Source organism: Endozoicomonas sp. GU-1 (assembly GCF_027366395.1).
Classification (GTDB): Bacteria; Pseudomonadota; Gammaproteobacteria; order Pseudomonadales; family Endozoicomonadaceae; genus Endozoicomonas.
Genome location: NZ_CP114771.1, coordinates 1,754,123 through 1,776,811 on the forward strand (window position 1 = coordinate 1,754,123; position 22,689 = coordinate 1,776,811).

A 22,689-nucleotide genomic window follows, 5' to 3' on the forward strand; every position below is an offset into this window, starting at 1 on the left:
ATAAAGCCCGGGAATCATAACATCAAAAGGCCAGAAATACGGGTTAAACCACTGCTTTTATGCCTCTTTTCTCAGGCCCCTACTATCAACATGGCCTTTTTTTCGCTAGGATGCCCATCCGGTTCGATCTTATATAACCGGAACAGGTACCTTCCAAAATGAGCCAATTACTGACCATTACCCGCCCTGATGACTGGCACCTCCACCTTCGTGATGGCAATGTTCTGACGGAAACGGTGGCAGCCACCGCCAGAACCTTTGGCCGGGCGATCATTATGCCCAACCTGGTACCACCGGTAACGGATGCCGATCTGGCCAGCCAGTACAAGACGCGTATTCTCGAACAGGTATCTGCTGATTCGGCATTTCAACCATTAATGACGCTGTATCTGACCGATAAAACGTCCCCTGAAACTATCCTGAATGCCCATCAACGGGGTGATGTGGTGGCGCTGAAACTTTATCCTGCCGGCGCAACCACCCATTCTGATGCCGGCGTGACAAACCTCGAGAACATTTACGGCGCTTTGGAAACCATGGCGGAGTGTGGCCTGCCATTGCTGGTGCATGGTGAAGTTACCGATGCCGACATCGATATCTTTGACCGGGAAAAGACCTTTATTGACCGCCACCTGGTTAAACTGGTAGAACGCTTCCCGACCCTGAAGATCATCATGGAACACATCACCACGGCTGATGCTGCCCGGTTCGTCAGTGAAGGGGGAGAAAACCTGGGGGCTACCATTACCGCCCATCATTTGTTGTATAATCGCAACCACATGCTGGTTGGTGGTATCAAACCCCACTATTACTGCCTGCCAATTCTCAAGAGAAACCGGCATCAGCAGGCGCTGCTGGAAGCCGCAGTAAGCGGCAATCGTCGCTTTTTCCTGGGAACCGACTCTGCTCCCCATGCCATTGGTGCCAAAGAGTCCCCCTGTGGATGTGCAGGCTGCTACACAGCACCGGCAGCCATTGAACTCTATGCCGAGGCCTTTGACATGATGGGCGCTCTGGATAAACTGGAAGCCTTTGCCAGTTTCAATGGCCCCGATTTCTATGGCCTGCCCAGAAACCAGGACACCATTACCCTGGTGAAAGAAGACTGGCTCATGCCAGAATCCATTGCCTTCGGTGATAACCTGGTGAAACCTCTGAGAGCCGGAGAAACCGTATCCTGGCGGCTCAAATCATAGCTATTGGCTAAACAGCCGTGCGCAGAGGAAAAATCCCGCTCTTGCTGCCCCCGTGGCAACCTGCGGTATTTTTTTTACAGTTAATGAGTAAGGAGAAGCCTTTGAGGGCCGATGACAGCCACTCCATGGCCAACAGATTCCGCGGCTTTCTGCCCGTGGTAATCGATGTGGAAACCGGCGGCTTCAATGCCGCTACAGATGCACTGCTGGAAATTGCAGCCACCGTGATTGAAATGGATGAGCACGGTTTTATCCACCCGGGCCCATCGGAGTCGTACCATATCAAGCCATTCGAAGGTGCCAATATTGAGCAGGCCGCTATCGACTTTATTGGTATTAACCCCTTTCACCCGTTGCGCATTGCCATGGCGGAGGAGGAGGCCATCAACAAGATTTTCCGTTCCGTCCGTAAAGCAGTAAAAAGCCAGGGATGCAACAGGGCGGTACTGGTTGGACACAATGCGTCGTTTGACCTGGGGTTTGTTATGGCGGCGGCTGAGCGCTGTGATGTGAAACGGAATCCGTTCCATCCGTTCTCCTGCTTTGATACCGCTACGCTGGCCGGTCTGGCCTATGGACAAACGGTGCTGGCCAAGGCCTGTGTCGAAGCGGATATTGATTTTGATAAATCAGAGGCTCACTCAGCCCGTTACGATACGGAAAAAACCGCTGAGCTGTTCTGCACCATTGTGAACCGCTGGAAAGACCTGGGTGGCTGGCTCTGATAGCAACCCTGGCTGGCTTTTTTCATGAAAAGCCAGCCCCCCCTGATTATCTCCCTTCCCTTCTATTACCCTGCTCAAGATCCAGCAGATACCTCTTCATCTCAACCCCATAGGCATAGCCGGTCAGTTTACCGTTTTTTCCGATCACCCTGTGGCAGGGCACAATGATCGCCACCGGGTTGGCACCATTGGCGGCTCCCACGGCCCTGACCGCTTTGGGCCGACGGATGCTGCTGGCAATATCCTGGTAGGAACAGCTCTTGCCATAGCCAATCTGCTGTAACGCACTCCATACCTGCTGCTGAAAGTCGGTACCACGAAGATCCAGCGCCACTGTAAAGCGGGTCAACTCTCCGCGAAAGTAGGATTCCAACTCATCTCTGGCCTGAACAAGATGACCATTAATAGCCTGTTGCACGGCAACCGATGTATGTTCAGCCGTGCTGGCTTCAGCCTGCAAGCCATGATTATTGGTACGCTTAACAGAAACAACGCCATCAGCAGAGGCCATAACGTTGAGACGCCCGACAGGTGACTCCACCCACTGACAACCGACCAGATTCTCTTTATGCATAGCGTACATAGGCGCATCACCAATTTCAGTGTATTTTGGACCAGGGTAAAATCGTGCATCCTTCAAGTAGCCAGAAACATTTGCTGCACCATTTGCTGCACCATTTGCTGCACTATGCCCCGCTACTGTAGATTATGAGATTGATAAATTATCATAAAAAGCAACTGAGTCATCTGGCTTTAAACAATACACGACAACAAAAAATGATGTCGGTACAAAACACACCATTTCGATGAAACAAACAGGGCGATGCAGAAGGAAAAGCAACGCTCAGATCAAACTACTATCAATTTAGCGGTACCGAATAATAAAGCAAGAGGATTAGCCATGGACCCGGTCAATAAACCAACCTCTCCCTCACCACAGAAATTCCAACCCCATAAAGACAGCGTCCGGGCAGCCAGTGCCGGGAAGTTATTTCATGGAAGGAAAACCGCTATTTGGCAAAGCGTCCGGACTCTTTTCAATAAACTTATCTTCTGGCTTGAAAAACCATTAAAAACCAGAACCATCAAAGTTCATGTCGCGAAGAGTAATGCTTTATCAGCGACCGGATTTAATAAACACTGTTCGGAACTTTTGCTGGCGATGATTGATGGAGACAACAGACGGCTGCCGCAGTTACTGGACGAAATCAGATTGGGCATCCCCACGGCCATCCCGGGTAAGCAGCAACAGGAAATTGAGAGTTCAGAGATCATAGATCTGTTTGGAAAATGGTCTGAACAATGTACCAAACCTGCACTTGCACAATCACTGCGCAGGGATCTGCTCAACCCGGAATCCAACATAAGAAAGATATGGACGTCACAACGAGTACTTACGATGGAACCAAAAGACTTTTCACCTAAAACCTTTCAACGCCTCAATGATATCGAAGGACTCATGGGACAATTGGCAATAGCATTATTCCCTAAAGAAATTGAACAACTGATGCAGGATGTTGAATCCTGTGAAAGCAAGATAACATCCTCGCATTTCTTGCAAAGATTTACAGCAATTATCACCACTTGATAGACGAAGGTGGTCAGGGGCGAAAGAATTTAAAAAATCACTATTATCACCTCGGGGGCAGGAGTATAGTCATCGCCATAAGAATAGTTATCCATGTCGGTAGAGACGAATCCCATGAAAAGAATTCTGATTCCTGTTACCAATCACGCAACGCTGGGTAGTACTGATCAAGCTAACGGTACTTACGCACCCGAGTTAACCCATGCTTTACAGGTATTTATGGAGCATGGTTACAACTACGATATCACCTCCATTCATGGTGGTCAGGCACCACTGTATGGAACCGATATTGATGGTGATGAGATCAATAGTCGTGTTCTGGGTAATGAAGAATTCCAGAACCGTATCAACAACACAATCCCGGTCTCAGACATTAACATTGATGATTACGACGCGGTCTTCTATCCGGGAGGCTTTGGCCTTCTGTCTGATTTGGCGTCAAATGAGACGGTGGCCAGGTTGAGTGCCAGTCACTATGAAAAAGGTGGGATCCTGGCTGCGGTTTGTCACGGACCTGCGGCGTTATTACCGATTACACTGAGTTCCGGTGAGAAGTTACTGACCACCAAATCGGTCACTGGCTTTACCCGTGAAGAAGAAATTGATTTCGGCACCATCAATGACATCCCATTCCTTCTTGAGGAATCTCTCGCTCGCAATGCCGCCCGCTACAACAAAGTTCAGCCATGGCAGGAGCTGGTGATCGAAGATGATCGTGTGATCACCGGGCAGAATCCGGCGAGTGCTCATGCAGTGGCTGTTGCGATGATCCGGTGGTTAAGTCGTTAACCAACTACTCAGGTGCATAACTGCAGACATTGATGTTCATGACGGTAATCTTCAGAGTGCTGGCTGGATTACGCTTAATCAAGCAGGCTATTCAGCCAGTGTCTTACGTTTAAAGCACTGATTTTACCGTCCTGGCCATTACCTGTCTCACAGTGCGATTTTTGATCGAGGTCTTCTGGCAAAAGCACTCTTCTTCAGCTTTTGCCTTATTCATCTAATAAATATTTTAATGGAGTAAACCGTGGATACTTTAAACCAATCCCAAAACACCAATCGACAAATTCTGCTGGCGTCCAGACCCTCGGGGGCACCAACGGCTGAAAACTTTAAGTTAGTCAGCAGTAGCAAACCTGAGCCGGCTGAGGGCGAAGTATTATTGCGAACGGTCTATCTGTCTCTCGACCCTTATATGCGTGGACGGATGAATGATGCCAAGTCGTACGCCGATCCGGTGGCTATTAATGAGGTGATGGTTGGGGGCAGTGTTTGTCGCGTCGAGCTTTCCAGGAATGCCAATTTTGCAGTGGGTGACTGGGTGGTTGCTGGTGGTGGCTGGCAGGATTTCAGCGTATCCAATGGTGCTGACCTGGTCAAAATTGACAGTACGCTGGTCAAGCCTTCTTATGGCCTGGGTGTGCTGGGTATGCCGGGGCTGACAGCCTATATGGGCTTACTGGATATTGGCCAGCCTGAAGCGGGTGAAACCGTAGTGGTGGCAGCTGCCACAGGTGCTGTGGGCAGCCTTGTCGGTCAGATTGCCAAAATAAAAGGATGTAAGGTGGTCGGTATTGCTGGTGGCGCTGAAAAGTGTGACTACGCAGTTAAGAAATTGGGCTTTGACGCTTGCCTTGATCATTATTCAGAAGATTTACCAGCACAGCTGGCCAATGCCTGTGCAGACGGTATTGATGTTTATTTTGAAAATGTCGGTGGGCGTGTCTTTGATGCTGTTATGCCGCTGCTTAATTCTTCCGCCCGAGTTCCCTTGTGTGGCCTGATTTCCCAATACAATGCCACAGCCTTACCGGAGGGGCCGGACCGGATGTCCGCACTGATGGGTACGCTGTTAGTCAAGCGCATTAAAATGCAGGGTTTCATTGTATTTGACGACTATGGCCACCGGTATCCCGAGTTTTTCGCTGCTATGCAACAGTGGCTGTCTCAGGGACAAATCCATTACAAAGAGCATCTGGTGGACGGCCTGGAAAACTCGGTTGAAGCCTTTATTGGTCTTCTTGAAGGCAAGAACTTTGGCAAGCTCGTAGTTCGTGTCGGTCCCGATAACCTGGCTTAACAGGGGTTTTCCATGATTACTGTACATCACTTGAATGTATCCCGGTCGACCCGTGTGATCTGGCTTTTGGAAGAACTGCAAATGCCATATCAGTTAGTGCATTATCAACGGGATGAGAATACCCGTTTAGCACCTGCCAGCCTTGGAAAAATTCACCCCCTCAATAAAGCTCCGGTGATTGAGGACGGTGACGTGGTGATGTGTGAGTCCGGTGCCGTAATGGAGTACATTCTCGATCAGGACGCCGAAAAGAGACTGCGCCCGGACGCTGGCACCCCCGGCTATTACCGCTACCTGGAGTGGCTGCATTTTGCCGAAGGTTCTCTGAGCCTGCCTCTGATTGCCAATCTGCTACTGCAGATGGAGCAAAGAGACGGTACCCAACCGCTGGACGGTTACCTTGCTAAAGAACTTGCCCTGGATTTTTCGTATATCGAATCCACCCTGGCGAATTCACCCTATTTCGCGGGCGATACCTTTAGTGCAGCGGATATTATGATGACCTTTATGCTTGAGATTGCCCAATCGCAAGGCGTACTGGAAGGACGTGCTAATACTCTGGCTTTCCTTGAGCGCATGCATCAGCGAAGTGCTTATCAAAAAGCCAGGAGCTTTGGATAACCATTAAGAGTCATTGGGCTGTTCAGTTTGCTGAACCCAAAACCTGAACAGCTCTCTGGCGATGTTTAAATAGCCTTCTCTGTAGTGTAAGTGGAGACGGTCTTCAGCGATGATTGATCTGAGTTCACTCTGCGAACACGCTTTCTTGCCAGCCATTCCTCTTTCCAGGTTTCCATGCCAAGGTAGCCGTTATCTAAATCCTTCTCCACGGCATATAAGTCTTTCAGGTCAGCCACCTGTTCGGCCTGCTCCTGTAGAAACTCATTAAACCGGGCCACAATCCCGGGGTACTTGATGGTGGATAAATGATACGTGCCCCGGGTATGAGGCAAGCCCGGATCAAACACCAGGGTCAGCGGCGACAATCGAATATTTTCCAGGTAATGGCTGGCCACGACGATATTCGATACGAATCCCTGAATACTGTTGAAATTGATCAAACAGATCGCGTGCATAGCCGGTATATTCGCCTGTCTTTGAGGTGGTGTAATGGGGATAAAAGGCGGTATCTTCGACACCAATAATCAGGGTATCAGGGGGCTTATGCTGTTCACTTCTATTGACTTGATCTGCCTGACTACTAAACGCGGTGATGAGCAGACAGACTGTTAAGCTTTTCTTTACTGCATCCAACATCTTAAAGGGGTCCTTATGTCATCTTTATTCTCACTAGAACTTCCGTTGATTTTTATGGTTATAAGGTCATGCTAGTGCTGTCTCGTCCTGACAAAGCAATGCTTATACCAAGTTGTTAACTTGTTATAAATAATGGTTTTTTATATCTCAGCCAGAAGCTTCGCACGTATAAATGGTGCAATAATCTGATCATTTGCACAACTTTCATCCTTCGATGGGTCACAGTAGGAATGGCGGTCACCCGCCACCCCCTGCGCAGATCCGTACTTGCACTGCTAGCGCATACGGCTCCTACCTCGAGTATTTAACGTCAAACCGTTGCTCCGGCCATGGATGAAGAACTTTTACTTTGGGCAACACAGTGTTGATGAAGGCACCAAACTTCTTCCAGTTCAGTCTGCTTCTCTGGCTGCGCCGCTTCAAGGCTTTGTACCAAATCTTTTGCACTGCTGTCCTGAAGGCATTGATTCTCAGTCCATTGCCAGGCACCGAAAAGTAGTTCATGTGACCTTGCAGTACACGTCTCAACCACTTCAACTGCTCCGGCACGGGGTCATGCCTGTGTTTCAGGAGATAGTCTTTGATCTTGCTCAATGTCGCTCGCATTCGCTCTTTGCTGGTTCGTCTGACAATGTTGAAGTTTCCACTGCTTCGACTAATACCGCAGATATGAGTAAATCCAAGAAACGTAAACGTCTCCGGCTTTCCCTGCTCCCTTTTCTTCAAGTCAACTTTGGCAAAGCGACCAAAGCGTATCAATCGGGTTTTATCCTCATGCAAGGACAAACCAAACTGCCCAAGTCTTTTACCAAGCTCACTCAGGAAGACCTTTGCATCATGCTCACGCTGAAAGCCCAGCACACTGTCATCCGCAAAGCGAACCACAATCATTCGTCCAGAGGCTTCCCGCTTTCGCCATTGGTCAACCCAAAGGTCAAACACGTAGTGCAAATAAATATTTGATAATAGCGGCGATATCACCGATCCCTGTGGCATCCCTCTTACGCTTCGAACACGACGACCATCCCCGTCGTAGTGCCCTACTTGTATCCACTGTCTTATCAAGCGGATAATGCGCTTGTCCCTCACCCGATGCTCTAAAAACATGATCAGCCACTCATGTTCGACCTGTTCGAAGAATTTCCGAATATCCAGATCCAGCACCCAGTTCACCGGATTACGTTTGATTCCCACCGTCAGAGCATCCAATGCATCATGTTGGCTTTTCAAAGGTCGGTAACCGTAAGAAAAACCACGGAAATCATTCTCGTAAATCCCCTCCAATACCTTGACTACTGCCTGCTGGACTATCTTATCTTCCAGACAGAATACACTGATCGGACGCTCACCACCGTCAGCCTTCGGAATCATTATCCTTCTGGCCGCTCGGGGGCGATAGCTTCCTTTATGTAATCGTTCGTGAAGGATGCCAGCCGGTTATCCAAATCCCGCTGATAGGTTTGCCATGTAACACCATCTACCCCCGCTGCCGACCTCCGTTTCAATTGAAAGAAACAGTCTTTCAACAGATAAGGTGTAATATGGTGAAACAAGGCCGTGAACTGTAAACGACGATCCTTTGCCGCAGCCTGACGTATACCCAACAGATTGGACATAGTGCTATTCCCGCGCTGAGTCGGGTCACGGACATCCTGTTGGATATTCCTCTTGGTTAAACCCCTTTCCTCCACAACCTCCGCCACAGATCTCTCTGCTTTGTTCGGCGCTTCTCAGGTACTATGGGCTTGTCCGACTTCCTGCCGACGACAATAGGCGTATGGCTATTAACCTTCCCTACTGCGTCTCCTATGGCTAAACAGGAGAAACGAACAAGCCGATCCGGCGGGGTTGGCTATTGCGCTGGTTAAATTAGCGTTTACGTTCTATTGTTGTCATCCCCAGACGATTCTCCAACTGAAAACAGGTAATCCCCGAAGCAACCATGCAGTCACCTTCCTCCTCAATAACCGCAGACACGGCATCCCCGTTAACAGCCACTGAAGCCGGAAGGCACCGGCCAGCAAACAGCCGAAAACAAGAAAGAAAGCGATCCATGTCAGGTTACCAGGTGGAACAGACAACAACGGGCACTGGAACATTTCCACCGCATCAACTGCAATCTGAATCCGTGCCCATCCCACCCATAAAGCGCAGGCGTGTTACTGACAACAGCAGGCGTATTGTGTGTTCTGCAACTTCGCTACCTGCTAATCCGGAGCCAATGGAGACCGAACCGGCCATGCCTGCTGACCCAGCTTCCAGGCTTCCGGGAGTGATCAGTTTCCTATCAAGAAATCTACCAACCCTCAGCGACAACAGGCTATTAACTGGCAATGAACATACCTCAGCGATGGTGCAGGTCATGCCTGAACCAATGAAGGATGTACCACTCACTACAGAAATTAACAGTGAAACATCAATTTCAGAATTTTCTGTAAGCCAGCAAAATGAACTGCGAACACATTTAAATAATCAAGAAATTCAAGCAATATTAACGAATGCCGGGACTCTTCTGAAAAACCTCAAAGACAGGAAAATCCAGTTAGCGCGAGACAGGGGAAAGCCGCCCGCACATTCCCTCTTTTCCAAGTTAAGAAACTTCAGCATTGTTAAAGATTCTCAGACTTTCAAAGGCTATTTTGCCAGGGCCAACACGTTCTTTTTAGCTGTCAATCCCCAGCAGATTACCAATACCAGCTGCCTTACCAGCATGCTCAAGTCGAAGACTCAGATAAAAAAGTTTGCAGAAGAAAGCGAGGACAACATTCAGGCGGTTGCTGCTAACCCATGCTTGAAACAGATTGCCTCCATGTGTCATGGCAAAGGCTTGCCCGACAAAGCGAAGGTGGAAGCGTTCGTGGCGTGGGAGTGCTGGAAGGTGAACGGCGAATTCAGCCCGGAACTGCTGCGGGCCTTTTCCTCCATGTGTAATGGCAAAGGCTTGCCCGACAAAGCGAAGGTGGAAGCGTTCGTGGCGTGGGAGTGCTGGAAGGTGAACGGCGAATTCAGCCTGGAACTGCTGCGGGCTTTTTCCTCCATGTATAATGGCAAAGGCTTGCCCGACAAAGCGAAGGTGGAAGCGTTCGTGGCGTGGGAGTGCTGGAAGGTGAACGGCGAATTCAGCCTGGAACTGCTGCGGGCCTTTTCCTCCATGTGTCATGGCAAAGGCTTGCCCGACAAAGCCAAGGTGGAAGCGCTCAAAGCGTGGGAGTGCTGGAAGGTGAACGGCGAATTCAGCCTGGAACTGCTGCGGGCCTTTTCCTCCATGATGAGCAGTAGGGGCTTGCCCGACAAAGTGAAGGTGGAAGCGCTCAAAGCGTGGGAGTGCTGGAAGGTGAACGGCGAATTCAGCCTGGAACTGCTGCGGGCCTTTTCCTCCATGTGTAATGGCCAAGGCTTGCCCGACAAAGCGAAGGTGGAAGCGCTCAAAGCGTGGGAGTGCTGGAAGGTGAACGGCGAATTCAGCCTGGAACTGCTGCGGGCCTTTTCCTCCATGATGAGCAGTAGGGGCTTGCCCGACAAAGCCAAGGTGGAAGCGTTCGTGGCGTGGGAGTGCTGGAAGGTGAACGGCGAATTCAGCCTGGAACTGCTGCGGGCCTTTTCCTCCATGATGAGCAGTAGGGGCTTGCCCGACAAAGCGAAGGTGGAAGCGCTCAAAGCGTGGGAGTGCTGGAAGGTGAACGGCGAATTCAGCCTGGAACTGCTGCGGGCCTTTTCCTCCATGTGTAATGGCAAAGGCTTGCCCGACAAAGCGAAGGTGGAAGCGCTCAAAGCGTGGGAGTGCTGGAAGGTGAACGGCGAATTCAGCCTGGAACTGCTGCGGGCCTTTTCCTCCATGTGTCATGGCAAAGGCTTGCCCGACAAAGCGAAGGTGGAAGCGCTCAAAGCGTGGGAGTGCTGGAAGGTGAACGGCGAATTCAGCCTGGAACTGCTGCGGGCCTTTTCCTCCATGTGTCATGGCAAAGGCTTGCCCGACAAAGCCAAGGTGGAAGCGCTCAAAGCGTGGGAGTGCTGGAAGGTGAACGGCGAATTCAGCCTGGAACTGCTGCGGGCCTTTTCCTCCATGTGTAATGGCAAAGGCTTGCCCGACAAAGCCAAGGTGGAAGCGCTCAAAGCGTGGGAGTGCTGGAAGGTGAACGGCGAATTCAGCCTGGAACTGCTGCGGGCCTTTTCCTCCATGATGTGCACCAGGGGCTTGCCCGACAAAGCGAAGGTGGAAGCGCTCAAAGCGTGGGAGTGCTGGAAGGTGAACGGTGAATTCAGCCTGGAACTGCTGCGGGCCTTCTCCTCCATGTGTAATGGCAAAGGCATGCCCGACAAAGCGAAGGTGGAAGCGCTCAAAGCGTGGGAGTGCTGGAAGGTGAACGGCGAATTCAGCCTGGAACTGCTGCGGGCCTTTTCCTCCATGTGTAATGGCAAAGGCTTGCCCGACAAAGCGACGGTGGAAGCGTTCATGGCGTGGGAGTGCTGGAAGGTGAACGGCGAATTCAGCCTGGAACTGCTGCGGACCTTTTCCTCCATGTATAATGGCAAAGGCTTGCCCGACAAAGCCAAGGTGGAAGCGTTCGTTCAATGGCTACCCTCGGATGAAAATAAGAATATTCTGAAACTTTCTTGCCGAATATTTGCCAGTTTTGGTTTGCCCTCAGGAGAAAAACTGACTGAAAATGAGAAAACACTGCGCCAATGTCTTAATCAGCATGGTTGTACCACTGAACATGGCGACGACAATAGTGATGAAGATCTTTTAGAATCGAGTCAAATGAAAGCACTGGCTCTGTTCTTCTCTGGGCCCGCAGCATGGCGCATGAAAATTGCCGAATTCCAACAATATCTGGCTGCCCACAAGAGTTCTCGAAATGACAGAGTGGCTGTTCGTGCTGCGCTGAAATCATTGCTACCGATATTGGCTATCCATGGAAGAACTGGTCTCCAGTTCTGGATGGAAAAATATCGTGAAAATCCACGCTGCAAAGGAGTACTCACTAAGGCATTAGCCATTCCTGCACCACTGGCTTTAACAAAATTTGTACTAACGCAACTCCCTGAATCTGAGATGCAGGAATACCTTGAACTGTGCAGAAACCTGAAGCCAGCCCCGACTCAGGAACAGTGGTATGCATTAAAACCACTTTGCCAACAGCTTGGCCAGCGATTTGACTTCACGCAATCTAAACGCACGATGCTGGAGATTCTCTGGCAGCAATCAGAAGATAACCGCTCAAAATACGCGGATAAGATGGATGAGCTATTCAAAACCTTGCCCACCATTTCACAGTGGCGTGGGTTACACCAGGTGCTTGGACAACACAAAATGCAGCAATTCATGGATGCCTGTCTTGACTATCAGGCTGCACCTGAAACCGCTCCTGATGTCACGATTCAGCAACGGTTGCTGGCAGGAATGCTGCTCACCAACCACGCTCTACCTGAACAAGGAAAAATACCGGATCTCTGCTTTTCAAACCGAGTGCCAACAGATGATAAAAGAGGGGTGATGGTCAGTGGTGATCCCGCCATGTCCGGCCAGGAACGCCTGTGGCACTTTATCACGGCCATGTTAATTGAGCTTGAACAAACAGAATATCAATTCAAGAATCAAAGACTAACCGTTTTGCCAGCCGATGGCGATCCGGTTGTACTCCAAAATCCAGAGTTTACCCTCAGAGATACCGGCTTTGTTATAAATAACTGGACATTGCAACAGTTAACCGCCTTTTTCAAGGCAACCGAGTTCACAGAACAATGGTATAAAAAGCCTCAGGACAAGCGCGATCTCTATGCGATCAGGCTTGAGGCAAAATTAGCCCAAATAAAATCGAGAACCAAAGAGCCCAAGAAAGCCAAGCCTAAAAAAATACCACACCTGGTGGCACCCTCTCTGATTATTCGTCTAATCAATTGCCATAAACCATTAAAGCCTGCGGTCTGGTCATCTCTTGAACACTATGCCAGCAGCGGCCAGCTAAACGCCCGTTTATGCACGGCACTCAGCCCGGTTATCAAAGATGATAAAGACGGCATTGCTCCAGACCTCGTTAAGAAAGCGGTGGTTGCAAAGTTGGAACAGATTGAGGCAGCAAAAACGCCAGTAGTAACATCAATCCCTCAGCAAGGACTTCCAGCAAGGGCAAGCATACCGACTCAAGGGAACCAGGTTGCCAACAGTCGCATTCAAGGGCCGCTATCTAACTTTGACGCGGCAATGGAAGCTCTGGATCGTTTTCGCGAATTGGGAAATGCAGAACTTGAACTGCTGGAACCCCATCGAAGCCGAATGACTTATGTTGAATTAAGCACTGCTATCTGCAAAATGAGCTACGCAGTGGATTCAGAAACACGGAAAGAATGGCATGAAGCCAGCGAGAACAGGAGAAGAGACCCATTTGGGCTTGATGAAATAGTGGCATGGGATTTGGATTCGTTGGCGACATTGGATTCATTGGCGACAGAGTCAGAACTGGTCAACAACGATGACTGGATGGAAGAGTTCCTACAAGGGCTGTGATATGCAAGGCTTGCATCGGTGTATACGACTGCTTCAATATTTATTCGACCGTTCAAATGACGACAAAGCTCGTCTGCACCCTGATTCTCCAGAATGCCTGACAAAACAGGTCAGCCTTCCCTGATACCGGCTGCCTGGAACTTTACCGGGCTGACCAGGTCAGTTCTATTGTTGTCATCCCCAGACGATTCTCCAACTGGAAACAGGTAATCCCCAAAGAAACCATGCAGTCACCTTCCTCCTCAGTAACCGCAGACCCGGCATCCCCGTTAACATTCACTGAAGCCGGAAGGCACCAGCCAGCAAACAGCCGAAAACAAGAAAGAAAGCGACCCATGTCAGGTTACCAGGTGGAACAGACAGCAACGAGCACTGGAACATTTCCACCGCATCAACTGCAATCTGAATCCGTGCCCATCCCATCCATAAAGCGCAGGCGTGTTACTGACAACAACAGGCGTATTGTGTGTTCTGCAACTTCGCTACCTGCTAATCCGGAGCCAATGGAGACCGAACCGGCCATGCCTGCTGACCCAGCTTCCAGGCTTCCGGGAGTGATCAGTTTCCTATCAAGAAATCTACCAACCCTCAGCGACAACAGGCTATTAACTGGCAATGAACATACCTCAGCGATGGTGCAGGTCATGCCGGAACCAATGAAGGATGTACCGCTCACTACAAAAATTAACAGTGGAACATCAATTTCAGAATTTTCTGTAAGCCAGCAAAATGAACTGCGAACACATTTAAATAATCAAGAAATTCAAGCAATATTAACGAATGCCGGGACTCTTCTGAAAAACCTCAAAGACAGGAACATCCAGTTAGCGCGAGACAGGGGAAAGCCGCCCGCACATTCCCTCTTTTCCAAGGTAAAAAACTTCAGCATTGTTAAAGATTCTCAGACTTTCAAAGGCTATTTTGCCAGGGCCAACACGTTCTTTTTAGCTGTCAATCCCCAGCAGATTACCAATACCAGCTGCCTTACCAGCATGCTCTACTCGAAGACTCAGATAAAAAAGTTTGCAGAAGAAAGCGAGGAAAACATTCAGGCGGTTGCTGCTAACCCATGCTTGAAACAGATTGCCTCCATGTGTAATGGCAAAGGCTTGCCCGACAAAGCGAAGGTGGAAGCGTTCGTGGCGTGGGAGTGCTGGAAGGTGAACGGCGAATTCAGCCTGGAACTGCTGCGAGCCTTTTCCTCCATGTGTCACGGCAAAGGCTTGCCCAACAAAGCGAAGGTGGAAGCGCTCAAAGCGTGGGAGTGCTGGAAGGTGAACGGCGAATTCAGCCTGGAACTGCTGCGGGCCTTTTCCTCCATGTGTCATGGCAAAGGCTTGCCCGACAGAGCGAAGGTGGAAGCGCTCAAAGCGTGGGAGTGCTGGAAGGTGAACGGCGAATTCAGCCTGGCACTGCTGCGGGCCTTTTCCTCCATGATGAGCAGCAGGGGCTTGCCCGACAAAGCGAAGGTGGAAGCGTTCGTAGCGTGGGAGTGCTGGAAGGTGAACGGCGCATTCAGCCTGGAACTGCTGCGAGCCTTTTCCTCCATGTGTAATGGCAAAGGCTTGCCCGACAAAGCGAAGGTGGAAGCGCTCAAAGCGTGGGAGTGCTGGAAGGTGAACGGCGAATTCAGCCTGGAACTGCTGCGGGCCTTTTCCTCCATGTGTAATGGCAAAGGCTTGCCCGACAAAGCGAAGGTGGAAGCGTTCAAAGCGTGGGAGTGCTGGAAGGTGAACGGCGAATTCAGCCTGAAACTGCTGCGGGCCTTTTCCTCCATGTGTCATGGCAAAGGCTTGCCCGACAAAGCGAAGGTGGAAGCGCTCAAAGCGTGGGAGTGCTGGAAGGTGAACGGCGAATTCAGCCTGGAACTGCTGCGGGCCTTTTCATCCATGATGAGCAGTAGGGGCTTGCCCGACAAAGTGAAGGTGGAAGCGTTCGTGGCGTGGGAGTGCTGGAAGGTGAACGGCGAATTCAGCCTGGAACTGCTGCGGGCCTTTTCCTCCATGTGTCATGGCAAAGGCTTGCCCGACAAAGCGAAGGTGGAAGCGCTCAAAGCGTGGGAGTGCTGGAAGGTGAACGGCGAATTCAGCCTGGAACTGCTGCGGGCCTTTTCCTCCATGATGAGCAGTAGGGGCTTGCCCGATAAAGCGAAGGTGGAAGCGTTCGTGGCGTGGGAGTGCTGGAAGGTCAACGGCGAATTCAGCCCGGAACTGCTGCGGGCCTTTTCCTCCATGCGTCATGGCAAAGGCTTGCCCGACAACGCGAAGGTGGAAGCGTTCGTGGCGTGGGAGTGCTGGAAGGTCAACGGCGAATTCAGCCTGGAACTGCTGCGGGCCTTTTCCTCCATGTGTCATGGCAAAGGCTTGCCCGACAACGCGAAGGTGGAAGCGTTCATGACGTGGGAGTGCTGGAAGGTGAACGGCGAATTCAGCCTGGAACTGCTGCGGGCCTTTTCCTCAATGTGTAATGGCAAAGGCTTGCCCGACAAAACGAAGGTGGAAGCGTTCCTGGCGTGGGAGTGCTGGAAGGTGAACGGCGAATTCAGCCTGGAACTGCTGCGGGCCTTTTCTTCCATGTGTCATGGCAAAGGCTTGCCCGACCAAGCGAAGGTGGAAGCGCTCAAAGCGTGGGAGTGCTGGAAGGTGAACGGCGAATTCAGCCTGGAACTGCTGCGGGCCTTTTCCTCCATGTGTAATGGCAAAGGCTTGCCCGACAAAGCGAAGGTGGAAGCGTTCATGGCGTGGGAGTGCTGGAAGGTGAACCGCGAATTCAGCCTGGAACTGCTGCGGGCCTTTTCCTCCATGTGTAATGGCAAAGGCTTGCCCGACAAAGCGAAGGTGGAAGCGTTCGTTCAATGGCTACCCTCGGATGAAAATAAGAATATTCTGAAACTTTCTTGCCGAATATTTGCCAGTTTTGGTTTGCCCTCAGGAGAAAAACTGACTGAAAATGAGAAAACACTGCGCCAATGTCTTAATCAGCATGGTTGTACCACTGAACATGGCGACGACAATAGTGATGAAGATCTTTTAGAATCGAGTCAAATGAAAGCACTGGCTCTGTTCTTCTCCGGGCCCGCAAAATGGCGCATGAAAATTGCCGAATTCCAACAATATCTGGCTGCCCACAAGAGTCCTCGACATGACAGAGTGGCTGTTCGTGCTGCGCTGAAATCATTGCTACCGATATTGGCTATCCATGGAGGAACTGGTATCCAGTTCTGGATGGAAAAATATCGTGAAAATCCACGCTGCAAAGGAGTACTCACTCAGGCATTATCCATTCCTGCACCACTGGCTTTAACAAAATTTGCACTAACGCAACTCCCTGAATCTGAGATGCTGGAATATCTTGAACTGTGCAGAAACCTGAAGCCAGCCCCAACTCAGGAACAGTGGTATGCATTAAAACCACTTTGCCAACAGCTTGGCCAGCGATTTGACTTCACGCAATCCAAACGCACGATGCTGGAGATTCTCTGGCAACAATCAGAAGATAACCGCTTAAAATACGCGGATAAGATGGATGAGCTATTCAAAACCTTGCCCACCATCTCACAGTGGCGCCGGTTACATCGGGTGCTTGGACCACACAAAATGCAGCAATTCATGGATGCCTGTCTTGACTATCAGGCTACACTTGAAACCGCTCCTGATGTCACGGTTCAGCAACGGTTGCTGGAAGGAATGCTGCTCACCAACCACTCTCTACCTGAACCAGAGAAAATACCGGATCTCTGCTTTTCAAACCGAGTGGCAACAGATGATAAAAGAGGGGTGATGGTCGGTGGTGATCCCGCCATGTCGGGCCAGCAACGCCTGTGGCGCTTTATCACGGCCATGTTAATTGAGCTTGAACAAACAGAATATCAATTCAAGAATCAAAGACTAACCGTTTTGCCAGCCGATGGCGATCCGGTGGTACTCCAAAATCCAGAGTTTACCCCGAGAAATACCGGCTTTGTTATCAAGAACTGGACATTGCAACAGTTAACCGCCTTTTTCAAGGCAACCGAGTTCACAGAACAATGGTATAAAAAGCCTCAGGACAAGCGCGATCCCTATGCGATCAGGCTTGAGGCAAAATTAGCCCAAATGCAAGCGAGAACCAAAGAGCCCAAGAAAGCCGAGCCTAAAAAAATACCACACCTGGTGGCACCCTCTCTGATTATTAGACTAATCAATTGCCATAAACCATTAAAGCCTGCGGTCTGGTCATCTCTTGAACACTATGCCAGCAGCGGCCAGCTAAACGCCCGTTTATGCACGGCACTCGGCCCGGTTATCAAAGATGATAAAGACGGCATTGTTCCAGACCTCGTTAAGAAAGCGGTGGCTGCAAAGTTGGAACAGATTGAGGCAGCAAAAACGCCAGTAGTAACATCAATCCCTCAGCAAGGACTTCCAGCAAGGGCAAGCATAACAACTCAAGGGAACCAGGTTGCCAACCGTCGCATTCAAGGGCCGCTATCTGACTTTGACGTGGCAATGGAAGCGCTGGATCGTTTTCACGAACTGGGACATGCAGAACTTGAACTGCTGGAACCCCACCGAAGCCGAATGACTTCTGTTGAATTAAGCACGGCTATCTGCAAAATGAGCTACGCAGTGGATTCAGAAACACGGAAAGAATGGCATGAAGCCAGCGAGAAAAGGAGAAGAGACCCACTTGGGCTTGATGAAATAGTGGCATGGGATTTGGATTCATTGGCGACATTGGATTCATTGGCGACAGAGTCAGAACTGGTCAACAACGATGACTGGATGGAAGAGTTCCTGCAAGGGCTGTGAATATGCATTCACACGTTGCCGGTGAAAAACACCTTCTATAACCCGTATTCCAGAGGATGACACCCGTTCTTTAAAGGTGAACCTCAAGGTTCTCGCAAGCTTCTCATGTGTAATACCAATTCCACCTTCTAAATATGATAACGAGCAAGTCATTTTGGACCGCTGGGCAAGGCGGAATGACGAGTAATAGCAGGGCTATTGCGAGGAATTCCAACGAAGATCCAGCGGTTCAAAATGGCTGCGCAGTTCATATTTAGAAGGTGGAGTTGGTATAAACACATCTCACAGCCAGAGTGCCTGACAAAACAGGTCAGCCTTGTTTGATACCGGCTACCTGGAACTTTACCGGGCTGACCTGGTCAGTTCTATTGTTGTCATTCCCAGACGATTCTCCAACTGCAAACAGGTAATCCTCGAAGAAGCCATGCAGTCACCTTCCTCCTCAGTAACCGCAGACACGGCATCCCCGTTAACAGCCACTGAAGCCGGAAGGCACCGGCCAGCAAACAGCCGAAAACAAGAAAGAAAGCGATCCATGTCAGGTTACCAGGTGGAACAGACAACAACGGACACCGGAACATTTCCACCGCATCAACTGCAATCTGAATCCGTGCCCATCCCATCCATAAAGCGCAGGCGTGTTACTGACAACAACAGGCGTATTGTGTGTTCTGCAACTTCGCTACCTGCTAATCCGGAGCCAATGGAGACCGAACCGGCCATGCCTGCTGACCCAGCTTCCAGGCTTCCGGGAGTGATCAGTTTCCTATCAAGAAATCTACCAACCCTCAGCGACAACAGGCTATTAACTGGCAATGAACATACCTCAGCGATGGTGCAGGTCATGCCGGAACCAATGAAGGATGTAACGCTCACTACAAAAATTAACAGTGGAACATCAATTTCAGAATTTTCTGTAAGCCAGCAAAATGAACTGCGAACACATTTAAATAATCAAGAAATTCAAGCAATATTAACGAATGCCGGGACTCTTCTGAAAAACCTCAAAGACAGGAACATCCAGTTAGCGCGAGACAGGGGAAAGCCGCCTGCACATTCCCTCTTTTCCAGGTTAAAAAACTTCAGCATTGTTAAAGATTCTCAGACTTTCAAAGGCTATTTTGCCAGGGCCAACACGTTCTTTTTAGCTGTCAATCCCCAGCAGATTACCAATACCAGCTGCCTTACCAGCATGCTCAAGTCGAAGACTCAGATAAAAAAGTTTGCAGAAGAAAGCGAGGAAAACATTCAGGCGGTTGCTGCTAACCCATGCTTGAAACAGATTGCCTCCATGTGTAATGGCAAAGGCTTGCCCGACAAAGCGAAGGTGGAAGCGTTCGTGGCGTGGCAGTGCTGGAAGGTGAACGGCGAATTCAGCCTGGAACTGCTGCGGGCCTTTTCCTCCATGATGAGCAGTAAGGGCTTGCCCGACAAAGCGAAGGTGGAAGCGTTCGTGGCGTGGGAGTGCTGGAAGGTGAACGACGAATTCAGCCTGGAACTGCTGCGGGCCTTTTCCTCCATGTGTCATGGCAAAGGCTTGCCCGACCAAGCGAAGGTGGAAGCGTTCGTGGCGTGGGAGTGCTGGAAGGTGAACGGCGAATTCTGCCTGGAACTGCTGCGGGCCTTTTCCTCCATGTGTCATGGTAAAGGCTTGCCCGACAAAGCGAAGGTGGAAGCGCTCAAAGCGTGGGAGTGCTGGAAGGTGAACGGCGAATTCAGCCTGGAACTGCTGCGGGCCTTTTCCTCCATGATGAGCAGTAGGGGCTTGCCCGGCAAAGCGAAGGTGGAAGCGTTCGTGGCGTGGGAGTGCTGGAAGGTCAACGGCGAATTCAGCCTGGAACTGCTGCGGGCCTTTTCCTCCATGATGAGCAGCAGGGGCTTGCCCGACAAAGCGAAGGTGGAAGCGCTCAAAGCGTGGGAGTGCTGGAAGGTGAACGGCGAATTCAGCCTGGAACTGCTGCGGGCCTTTTCCTCCATGTGTCATGGCAAAGGCTTGCCCGAAAAAGCGAAGGTGGAAGCGCTCAAAGCGTGGAAGTGCTGGAAGGTGAACGGCGAATTCAGCCTGGAACTGCTGCGGGCCTTTTCCTCCATGATGAGCAGTAGGGGCTTGCCCGACAAAGCAAAGGTGGAAGCGTTCGTGGCGTGGGAGTGCTGGAAGGTGAACGGCGAATTCAGCCTGGAACTGCTGCGGGCCTTTTCCTCCATGTGTAATGGCAAAGGCTTGCCCGACCAAGCGAAGGTGGAAGCGTTCCTGGCGTGGGAGTGCTGGAAGGTGAACGGCGAATTCAGCCTGGAACTGCTGCGGGCCTTTTCCTCCATGATGAGCAGTAGGGGCTTGCCCGACAGAGCGGAGGTGGAAGCGTTCGTGGCGTGGGAGTGCTGGAAGGTGAACGGCGAATTCAGCCTGGAACTGCTGCGGGCCTTTTCCTCCATGTGTCATGGCAAAGGCTTGCCCGACAAAGCGAAGGTGGAAGCGTTCGTTCAATGGCTACCCTCGGATGAAAATAAGAATATTCTGAAACTTTCTTGCCGAATATTGGCAAGTTTTGGTTTGCCCTCAGGAGAAAAACTGACTGAAAATGAGAAAACACTTCGCCAATGTCTTAATCAGCATGGTTGTACCACTGGACATGGAGACGACAATAGTGATGAAGATCTTTTAGAATCGAGTCAAATGAAAGCACTGGCTCTGTTCTTCTCCGGGCCCGCAAAATGGCGCATGAAATTTGCCGAATTCCAACAATATCTGGCTGCCCACAAGAGTCCTCGACATGACAGAGTGGCTGTTCGTGCTGCGCTGAAATCATTGCTACCGATATTGGCTATCCATGGAGGAACTGGTCTCCCGTTCTGGATTGCAAAATATCGTGAAAATCCACGCTGCAAAGGAGTACTCACTAAGGCATTACCCATTCCTGCACCACTGGCTTTAACAAAATTTGCACTAACGCAGCTCCCTGAATCTGAGATGCAGGAATATCTTGAACTGTGCAGAAACCTGAAGCCAGCCCCAACTCAGGAACAGTGGTATGCATTAAAACCACTTTGCCAACAGCTTGGCCAGCGATTTGACTTCACGCAATCTAAACGCACGATGCTGGAGATTCTCTGGCAACAATCAGAAGATAACCGCTCAAAATACGCGGATAAGCTGGATGAGCTATTCAAAACCTTGCCCACCATCTCACAGTGGCGCGGGTTACATCGGGTGCTTGGACCACACAAAATGCAGCAATTCATGGATGCCTGTCTTGACTATCAGGCTACACCTGAAACCGCTCCTGATGTCACGGTTCAGCAACGGTTGCTGGAAGGAATGCTGCTCACCAACCACGCTCTACCTGAACCAGAGAAAATACCGGATCTCTGCTTTTCAAACCGAGTGGCAACAGATGATAAAAGAGGGGTGATGGTCGGTGGTGATCCCGCCATGTCGGGCCAGCAACGCCTGTGGCGCTTTATCACGGCCATGTTAATTGAGCTTGAACAAACAGAATATCAATTCAAGAATCAAAGACTAACCGTTTTGCCAGACGATGGCGATCCGGTGGTACTCCAAAATCCAGAGTTTACCCCGAGAGATACCGGCTTTGTTATCAAGAACTGGACATTGCAACAGTTAACCGCCTTTTTCAAGGCAACCGAGTTCACAGAACAATGGTATAAAAAGCCTCAGGACAAGCGCGATCCCTATGCGATCAGGCTTGAGGCAAAATTAGCCCAAATGCAAGCGAGAACCAAAGAGCCCAAGAAAGCCGAGCCTAAAAAAATACCACACCTGGTGGCACCCTCTCTGATTATTAGACTAATCAATTGCCATAAACCATTAAAGCCTGCGGTCTGGTCATCTCTTGAACACTATGCCAGCAGCGGCCAGCTAAACGCCCGTTTATGCACGGCACTCGGCCCGGTTATCAAAGATGATAAAGACGGCATTGTTCCAGACCTCGTTAAGAAAGCGGTGGCTGCAAAGTTGGAACAGATTGAGGCAGCAAAAACGCCAGTAGTAACATCAATCCCTCAGCAAGGACTTCCAGCAAGGGCAAGCATAACAACTCAAGGGAACCAGGTTGCCAACCGTCGCATTCAAGGGCCGCTATCTGACTTTGACGTGGCAATGGAAGCGCTGGATCGTTTTCACGAACTGGGACATGCAGAACTTGAACTGCTGGAACCCCACCGAAGCCGAATGACTTCTGTTGAATTAAGCACGGCTATCTGCAAAATGAGCTACGCAGTGGATTCAGAAACACGGAAAGAATGGCATGAAGCCAGCGAGAAAAGGAGAAGAGACCCACTTGGGCTTGATGAAATAGTGGCATGGGATTTGGATTCATTGGCGACATTGGATTCATTGGCGACAGAGTCAGAACTGGTCAACAACGATGACTGGATGGAAGAGTTCCTGCAAGGGCTGTGATATGCAAGGCTTGCATCGGTGCATACGACTGCTTCAATATTTATTCGACTGTGCAAATGACGACAAAGCTCGTCTGCACCCTGATTCTCCAGAATGCCATCAACCATCTGATTATCCCGGTC

14 protein-coding genes and 1 pseudogene are annotated in these 22,689 nt (G+C 50.3%); 9 read left to right on the forward strand and 6 right to left on the reverse strand.

Annotation, left to right across the window (positions count from 1 at the left end; translation table 11 throughout):
- Positions 1 to 158 precede the first annotated feature (158 nt).
- Together pyrC and rnt are read left to right on the forward strand one after the other, a co-directional pair.
- Positions 159 to 1,196, forward strand: a complete 1,038-nt coding sequence (gene pyrC, locus O3276_RS07080) for a dihydroorotase (RefSeq protein ID WP_269675002.1) — start codon at positions 159 to 161, stop codon at positions 1,194 to 1,196.
- A gap of 125 nt (positions 1,197 to 1,321) precedes the next feature.
- A complete protein-coding gene (gene rnt, locus O3276_RS07085) occupies positions 1,322 to 1,921 on the forward strand; it encodes a ribonuclease T (RefSeq protein WP_209278595.1) in 600 nt (199 codons plus the stop codon).
- Between the two features lie 46 nt (positions 1,922 to 1,967).
- Here the strand turns inward: rnt and O3276_RS07090 are convergent, their stop codons facing one another.
- Complete coding sequence (locus O3276_RS07090; RefSeq protein WP_269675003.1) at positions 1,968 to 2,504, reverse strand: methylated-DNA--[protein]-cysteine S-methyltransferase; 537 nt, start codon at positions 2,502 to 2,504, stop codon at positions 1,968 to 1,970.
- A 240-nt stretch (positions 2,505 to 2,744) separates the two neighbouring features.
- On the opposite strand from O3276_RS07090, the gene O3276_RS07095 reads away from it, so the two are divergent.
- The 4 genes from O3276_RS07095 to O3276_RS07110 all read left to right on the forward strand — a co-directional run bounded on the left by O3276_RS07095 (position 2,745) and on the right by O3276_RS07110 (position 6,213).
- Positions 2,745 to 3,509, forward strand: coding sequence for a hypothetical protein (locus tag O3276_RS07095; RefSeq protein WP_269675004.1), 765 nt, complete (start codon positions 2,745 to 2,747; stop codon positions 3,507 to 3,509).
- A gap of 114 nt (positions 3,510 to 3,623) precedes the next feature.
- Complete coding sequence (locus O3276_RS07100; RefSeq protein ID WP_269675005.1) at positions 3,624 to 4,298, forward strand: type 1 glutamine amidotransferase domain-containing protein; 675 nt, start codon at positions 3,624 to 3,626, stop codon at positions 4,296 to 4,298.
- 241 nt (positions 4,299 to 4,539) lie between these two features.
- A complete protein-coding gene (locus O3276_RS07105) occupies positions 4,540 to 5,592 on the forward strand; it encodes an NADPH-dependent curcumin/dihydrocurcumin reductase (RefSeq protein WP_269675006.1) in 1,053 nt (350 codons plus the stop codon).
- Between the two features lie 12 nt (positions 5,593 to 5,604).
- On the forward strand, positions 5,605 to 6,213 hold the full coding sequence (locus O3276_RS07110; RefSeq protein WP_269675007.1) for a glutathione S-transferase family protein: 609 nt from the start codon (positions 5,605 to 5,607) through the stop codon (positions 6,211 to 6,213).
- 65 nt (positions 6,214 to 6,278) lie between these two features.
- Here the strand turns inward: O3276_RS07110 and O3276_RS07115 are convergent, their stop codons facing one another.
- From O3276_RS07115 to O3276_RS07130, 4 genes are all read right to left on the reverse strand, one after another.
- Positions 6,279 to 6,578 (reverse strand): hypothetical protein, encoded by a 300-nt coding sequence (locus O3276_RS07115; protein ID WP_269675008.1) that lies wholly within the window; start codon positions 6,576 to 6,578, stop codon positions 6,279 to 6,281.
- Complete coding sequence (locus O3276_RS07120) at positions 6,553 to 6,849, reverse strand: type 2 periplasmic-binding domain-containing protein (RefSeq protein WP_269675009.1); 297 nt, start codon at positions 6,847 to 6,849, stop codon at positions 6,553 to 6,555. Before O3276_RS07120 ends, O3276_RS07115 begins: the two co-directional genes overlap by 26 nt.
- Before the next feature lie 291 nt (positions 6,850 to 7,140).
- Positions 7,141 to 8,220: a reverse transcriptase domain-containing protein gene (locus O3276_RS07125; RefSeq protein WP_269675010.1), complete on the reverse strand. Its 1,080-nt coding sequence runs from the start codon at positions 8,218 to 8,220 to the stop codon at positions 7,141 to 7,143.
- Entirely contained in the window at positions 8,220 to 8,552 is a 333-nt protein-coding gene (locus tag O3276_RS07130; protein WP_269675011.1) for a hypothetical protein, read from the reverse strand. The genes O3276_RS07125 and O3276_RS07130 overlap by 1 nt, the downstream gene beginning before the upstream one ends.
- A gap of 239 nt (positions 8,553 to 8,791) precedes the next feature.
- On the opposite strand from O3276_RS07130, the gene O3276_RS07135 reads away from it, so the two are divergent.
- Together O3276_RS07135 and O3276_RS07145 are read left to right on the forward strand one after the other, a co-directional pair.
- Entirely contained in the window at positions 8,792 to 13,357 is a 4,566-nt protein-coding gene (locus tag O3276_RS07135; RefSeq protein ID WP_269675012.1) for a hypothetical protein, read from the forward strand.
- Positions 13,358 to 13,581: 224 nt separating this feature from the next.
- The gene (locus tag O3276_RS07145) at positions 13,582 to 18,147 is read left to right on the forward strand and encodes a hypothetical protein (protein ID WP_269675013.1); all 4,566 of its coding nucleotides are present in this window, start codon (positions 13,582 to 13,584) and stop codon (positions 18,145 to 18,147) included.
- Here O3276_RS07145 and O3276_RS07150 read toward each other — a convergent pair.
- Positions 18,115 to 18,261, reverse strand: a pseudogene (locus tag O3276_RS07150) (IS1595-like element ISEnu2 family transposase); the annotation flags it as partial. The gene O3276_RS07145 and the pseudogene O3276_RS07150 sit on opposite strands and share 33 nt — an antisense overlap.
- Positions 18,262 to 18,463: 202 nt before the next feature.
- Between O3276_RS07150 and O3276_RS07155 the strand changes: the two are divergent.
- Positions 18,464 to 22,567 (forward strand): hypothetical protein, encoded by a 4,104-nt coding sequence (locus tag O3276_RS07155; protein WP_269675014.1) that lies wholly within the window; start codon positions 18,464 to 18,466, stop codon positions 22,565 to 22,567.
- Positions 22,568 to 22,689: the final 122 nt, after the last annotated feature.

Excerpts from the sequence above, each read along its gene's own strand:
- pyrC (WP_269675002.1), top strand. The coding sequence starts at position 159 with ATGAGCCAATTACTGACCATTACCCGCCCTGATGACTGGCACCTCCAC.
- rnt (WP_209278595.1), top strand. The coding sequence starts at position 1,322 with ATGGCCAACAGATTCCGCGGCTTTCTGCCCGTGGTAATCGATGTGGAA.
- O3276_RS07090 (WP_269675003.1), bottom strand. The coding sequence starts at position 2,504 with ATGTACGCTATGCATAAAGAGAATCTGGTCGGTTGTCAGTGGGTGGAG.
- O3276_RS07095 (WP_269675004.1), top strand. The coding sequence starts at position 2,745 with ATGCAGAAGGAAAAGCAACGCTCAGATCAAACTACTATCAATTTAGCG.
- O3276_RS07100 (WP_269675005.1), top strand. The coding sequence starts at position 3,624 with ATGAAAAGAATTCTGATTCCTGTTACCAATCACGCAACGCTGGGTAGT.
- O3276_RS07110 (WP_269675007.1), top strand. The coding sequence starts at position 5,605 with ATGATTACTGTACATCACTTGAATGTATCCCGGTCGACCCGTGTGATC.
- O3276_RS07120 (WP_269675009.1), bottom strand. The coding sequence starts at position 6,849 with ATGTTGGATGCAGTAAAGAAAAGCTTAACAGTCTGTCTGCTCATCACC.
- O3276_RS07125 (WP_269675010.1), bottom strand. The coding sequence starts at position 8,220 with ATGATTCCGAAGGCTGACGGTGGTGAGCGTCCGATCAGTGTATTCTGT.
- O3276_RS07135 (WP_269675012.1), top strand. The coding sequence starts at position 8,792 with ATGCAGTCACCTTCCTCCTCAATAACCGCAGACACGGCATCCCCGTTA.
- O3276_RS07145 (WP_269675013.1), top strand. The coding sequence starts at position 13,582 with ATGCAGTCACCTTCCTCCTCAGTAACCGCAGACCCGGCATCCCCGTTA.